Annotated in this window: 5 protein-coding genes and 1 pseudogene; all 6 read left to right on the top strand. The window is 75.4% G+C overall.

From position 1 onward, the window contains the following. A partial coding sequence (locus DMH08_RS38480) for an ABC transporter permease (protein WP_125621163.1) occupies positions 1-842 on the top strand: 842 nt, incomplete at its 5' end. 38 nt (positions 843-880) lie between these two features. After that, positions 881-2,125, top strand: a complete 1,245-nt coding sequence (locus DMH08_RS38475) for a sensor histidine kinase (protein WP_199748218.1) — start codon at positions 881-883, stop codon at positions 2,123-2,125. After that, positions 2,122-2,727, top strand: coding sequence for a response regulator transcription factor (locus DMH08_RS38470; protein ID WP_026405806.1), 606 nt, complete (start codon positions 2,122-2,124; stop codon positions 2,725-2,727). Before DMH08_RS38475 ends, DMH08_RS38470 begins: the two co-directional genes overlap by 4 nt. A gap of 61 nt (positions 2,728-2,788) precedes the next feature. Then, positions 2,789-3,952, top strand: a complete 1,164-nt coding sequence (locus DMH08_RS38465) for a pyridoxal phosphate-dependent aminotransferase (protein ID WP_026405807.1) — start codon at positions 2,789-2,791, stop codon at positions 3,950-3,952. Positions 3,953-4,035: 83 nt separating this feature from the next. Beyond that, positions 4,036-4,581: an RNA polymerase sigma factor gene (locus tag DMH08_RS38460; RefSeq protein WP_034521356.1), complete on the top strand. Its 546-nt coding sequence runs from the start codon at positions 4,036-4,038 to the stop codon at positions 4,579-4,581. After that, positions 4,578-5,052 (top strand): annotated as a pseudogene (locus tag DMH08_RS38455) (hypothetical protein); the annotation flags it as partial. The gene DMH08_RS38460 and the pseudogene DMH08_RS38455, both read left to right, overlap by 4 nt.

The following is a 5,052-nucleotide window of genomic DNA, read 5'->3' as shown; positions in this document are numbered from 1 at the left end:
CGATGACCCTCGCCGCCCCCCGCCGGCCCCGGTTCGCCCCGCCCGCGGTGTCGCCCCGGTCCCTGGCGCGCGTCGCGCGGTTCGACGCCGTCCTGCTCTACCGCAACCGCACCGCGCTGTTCACCGTCTTCGGCCTGCCCGTGATGTTCATCGCGATGCTGGTCCCGATGCGCGGCCAGGAGATCGACGGTGTGGACGGCGCGCTGCTGCAGGGCACCGGCCACCTCGCGTTCTTCCTCATCTTCGCGGTCTTCATGAACCTGGTGAACGTGTTCACCGCCCGCCGCGAGGACCTCACCCTCAAGCGGCTGCGCGGCACCGCGCTGTCCGACGCCGAGATCCGCGGCGGCAGCGTCCTCACTGCGACCGCGGCGTACGCGGCGCAGGCGCTGCTGCTGCTCGTCGTGCTCGGCGCGGCGTTCGGCGGCCGGTTCCCCGCCGACCCGCTGCTGCTCCTCGTCGGCCTCGCAGGCGGAGTGACCGTCTTCGCCCTGCTGGCCTTCGCGGTCTCCGGGCTCACCCCGAACGCCGAACTCGCCCAGCTCACCGTCCTGCCGATCATGTTCGGGTGCATGGCGGGCGGCGGCGTGATGTTCCCGCTGGACGCGCTCCCCGACGCCCTGGCCGCCGCCTGCCGCTGGCTGCCGCTGACCCCGGTCGTCGAGATCACCCGGACCGCCTACTTCGGGCAGGACTTCGCGGGCGCCTCCGAGCACGCCGCGGTCGGCTTCGCCGGCGGATGGGCCGCGTGCCTCCAGTCCTTCGCCGCGCTCGCCGTCTGGGCCGCGCTCGGCGCCGAGGCCGCCAAGCGCTGGTTCCGCTGGGAGCCGCGCCGCGGTTGAGCGGCGGATACCGTACTCGGGGGGAAGGGGGTCCGGCCATGGCGGTCGCCACGAAAGCGGAACTCGAAGAGCAGAACGCGGTGCGGCTGGAGCGCTACCGCAAGGTGACGCAGCGGTCGTTCATGATGGCCGGGGTCTCCTTCATGGCCGTCGGGCTGGGGGCGCTCGGCCCGTCCTACGCCGAAGGCGACATCGGGCTGCCCCTGGTCCTGCTGGCCGTCACCGGCCTCGGCCTGCTGCTGTGGTTCTACCTGCGGCTCGTCCGGACGGGCCTGGACGGCGGGGCCGCGCGCCGCGACATCGTGCTCAGCGGCGCGGTGACCGCCGGGCTGGGCGCGATGATCCTGACCAACCCCGTCTGGTGCGTCATCCCGGCGTTCTGGGTGTCGGCGGTGGTGCTGTCGCCGGTGACCCGCCGCCAGATCACGGCGCTGTGCGCGGGGACGGCGGCGTACTGCGCGGTCCTCTCCACGATCTCGGCCGGACGGCGCATCGAGGGCGAGAATCCGACCTGGTACCTGGTCCTGCCCGGCTTCTTCGTCCTCTTCCTGGCGACGTGCCTGCTCGTCGCGTGGGTCAACCGGTACCAGCGCCGCATGTGGGACATGCACCTGGAGGCGTACGCCGCCCGCGACGCCGTCGCCCGGCTCGCCGTCACCGAGGAGCGGCTCCGCTTCTCCCGCGACCTGCACGACCTGCTCGGCCACAGCCTCTCGCTGATCGCGGTGAAGAGCGAGCTCGCGATGCGGATGGCCGAGACCGACCCCCCGCGCGCGGGCGCCGAGATGGCCGACGTCCGCACCGCCGCCCGGGAGGCGCTGCGGGAGGTGCGGGCGGCCGTCCGCGGCTACCGCGCCGTCGAGCTGGACGCCGAGCTGGCCGGGGTGCGCGCGGTGCTGGAGGCCGCCGGGGTCCGCTGCGAGGCCGACGAGCCCCCGGCGGACCTGCCGTCCGAGGTCGGCGCCGTGCTCGCCTGGGTGATCCGCGAGGGCGCCACCAACGTGATCAAGCACAGCGAGGCCCGCCGCTGCACCGTCGCTCTGACCGTCTATGGTCATGCCGTGGTCCTGGAGATGCGCAACGACGGCGTCCGCGCGCGCGGCGCCGGGTCCCCCGGGTCGGGCCTGACCGGGCTGGAGGAGCGGGTCGCCGTCCTCGGCGGCGAGTTCGGCGCCGGACGGCACGGCCGCGACGGCTTCCTGCTGCGGGCCGTCGTCCCGCTGCCCGCCGGGGACGCCGGCCCCGCGGCCGAGCCCGTCCCGGCGGCCGGGAGGGAGCGGTGATCCGGGTCCTGCTGGCCGACGACGAGCACCTCATCCGGGGCGCCGTCGCCGCGCTGCTCGGCCTGGACCCCGACCTGGAGGTCGTCGCGGAGGTCGGCCGCGGCGACGAGGTCGCCGCCGCCGTCGCCGCGAACGACCCGGACGTCGCCGTCCTCGACATCGAGATGCCCGGCGCGGACGGCCTCGCCGTCGCCGAGGAGCTGCGCTCGTCCGGCGCCCGCTGCGCGGTGTGCATCCTCACCAGCTTCGGCCGCCCCGGCTACCTGCGCCGCGCCATGGCCGCCGGGGTCCGCGGGTTCGTCCCGAAGGACGCCCCCACCGAGGAGCTGGCCGCCGCGATCCGCAAGGTCCACGCCGGGGGCCGCTACCTGGACGCCGAGCTCGCGGCCGCCGCCATGGAGGCGGGCGACAACCCGCTGACCGACCGGGAGCGCGAGATCCTCCGGCACATCGCCGCGGGCGCCGACACGTCCGGCATCGCCGGCCGCCTGCACCTGTCGGAGGGCACCGTCCGCAACTACCTGTCGTCCGCGATGGGCAAGCTCGGCGCGTCCGGCCGCCTCGCCGCCGTCCAGACCGCCCGCGAGATGGGCTGGATCTGACCGCGGCCTCCCGCGCCCGCGGGACCGGGCCTCGCGCGGGGCGGCCGTCTAGTCTTGTGGCGTGACTGAGCCACTGGTCGAGCGGATGCGGGAATTCGGCGAGACGATCTTCGCCGAGATGTCGGCGCTGGCGGTCCGGACGGGCGCGATCAATCTGGGGCAGGGCTTCCCGGACGAGGACGGCCCGGCGGCCATGCTGGACATCGCCGTGGACGCCGTCCGGAACGGGGCGAACCAGTACCCGCCGGGCCCCGGGATCGGCGAGCTCAGGGAAGCCGTCGCGGCGCAGAGGCTCGACCGGTACGGGCTGGCGTACGACCCGGCGACCGAGGTGTTCGTCACCGTCGGGGCCACCGAGGGCATCGCCGCGTCCGTCCTCGCGCTCGCCGAACCGGGCGACGAGGTGATCGTCTTCGAGCCGTACTACGACTCCTACGCTGCCGTCGTCGCGCTCGCCGGGGCCGTCCGCAGGCCGGTCACGCTGCGGCCCGTCGAGGGCCGGTTCACCTTCGACCCGGACGAGCTGCGCGCCGCCGTCACCCCGCGCACCCGGCTGATCCTGGTGAACTCGCCCCACAACCCCTGCGGGACGGTCTTCACGCCGGACGAACTGGAGACGATCGCCGCCGTCTGCCGCGAGCACGACCTCGTCGCCGTCACCGACGAGGTGTACGAGTACCTGACGTTCGACGACGCCGTGCACGTCCCCCTCGCGACCCTCGACGGGATGCGGGAGCGGACGGTGTCGGTGTCGTCGGTCGGCAAGTCGTTCTCCGTCACGGGCTGGAAGACCGGCTGGGTGACGGCGCCCGCGCCGTTCGTCCGGGCCGTCCAGTCGGTGAAGCAGTTCCTCACGTTCGCGGTCAGCGCCCCCTACCAGCGGGCCGCCGCGTACGCGCTGGCAGGCGAGACCGCCTGGGTCGAGGAGCTGCGCAAGTCGCTGCAGGGCAAGCGCGACCGGCTCGTCACCGGGCTGGAGGCCGCCGGGTTCGACGTCTACCGGCCGCAGGGGACGTACTTCGTGCAGGCCGACATCCGGCCCCTGGGGTTCACCGACGGCAGGGAGCTGGCGCGGGCGCTCCCCGAGCGGGCGGGCGTCGTCGCGGTCCCGACGCAGGTGTTCTACGACCGGCCCGACGCGGGCGCGCACTTCGTCCGGTTCGCGTTCTGCAAGAAGGACGAGGTCATCGACGCGGCCGTCGAGCGGCTCGCGCGGCTCCGCTGAGAAAGCGGGGGCGCGCCTGTAAGAGCGGCGCCGCGGGCGGGATTACGTGACGACATGATCCCGACCCCAGACGGGAGTCCTCCGTGGATGATCCCGAGTCACGGTTCACGCGGCTCTACGACGAGCACCACCGGCGCGTGCTGGCGTACGCGCTGGCCCACGCGGAACCCCACACGGCCGAGGACGTCGCGGGCGAGACGTTCCTCATCGCCTGGCGGCGCCTCGACCAGGTCCGCGACCCCGCCCTGCCCTGGCTGCTCGGCGTCGCCCGCAACCTGCTGCGCAAGCAGTACGACCGGGGCCGCCGCGGCCGCGCCCTGACCGAGCGGATCCGGGCGCTCACCACGTCCGCGGACCTGGCGGCGTGGGACGTCGCCGAGCACGTCGTCGAACGCGCGGCGGCGCTCGAGGCCGTCGCGGCGCTGCCCGAACGCGACCTGGAGCTCCTGACCCTCGTCACCTGGCACGGCCTGGACTCCCGGGAGGCCGCGAAGGTCGTGGGCTGCTCGGTTCCGGCCTTCGCCGTCCGGCTGCACCGCGCACGCCGGCGGCTCGCCCGCGCCCTGGACGCCGCGCCGGCGCCCGCCCCCGCCCGCCCCGTACCGGTCGCCGGGGAGGCGGCCCGATGAACACCGGAGACGACATGCAGAACCGCAGCACCGCCGAGCGCGCGCTGCACGCGCTCAAGCCCGCCGCCCTGGACGGCCTGGCCCGCGACGCCCACGAGCGGCGCCGCGACGCCGACCTGGCCCGGATCATGCGGGCCGCCCCGGAACCGGCCGTCCGGCGGTCGAGGGCGCGCCGGCCCGTCCTGCTGATCGCGGGCGCCGCGGCGGCCGCGTGCGCCGCCGCGGGGGCCGTCGTCGCGGTCGGCGGCGGCCCGGCGCCCGCCCCGCCGGCCGCGACCGCGTCCCGGCCGCTCGACGCGCGCTCCTTCCTGCTGGCGAGCGCCGACAAGGCCGAGCGGACGCCCGCCGCGACCGGCCGGTACTGGTACACCGAGATCACCACCGCCTCGGTCATCGACACGAAGACCGACCCCGGGGCGCGGCGCCCGTCCCCCGGGGCCCCGCCCGCCGGGTCGAAGCGGGCACCCGCAC

Origin of the sequence: Actinomadura sp. WAC 06369, from assembly GCF_003947565.1 — a bacterium.
GTDB classification, from domain to species: domain Bacteria; phylum Actinomycetota; class Actinomycetes; order Streptosporangiales; family Streptosporangiaceae; genus Spirillospora; species Spirillospora rifamycini.
This window is presented reverse-complemented; position numbering and strand designations above follow the sequence as displayed.

What these genes read in the sequence shown, in the direction of transcription:
- DMH08_RS38475 (WP_199748218.1), top strand. Translation starts at nt 881, where the DNA reads ATGGCGGTCGCCACGAAAGCGGAACTCGAAGAGCAGAACGCGGTGCGG.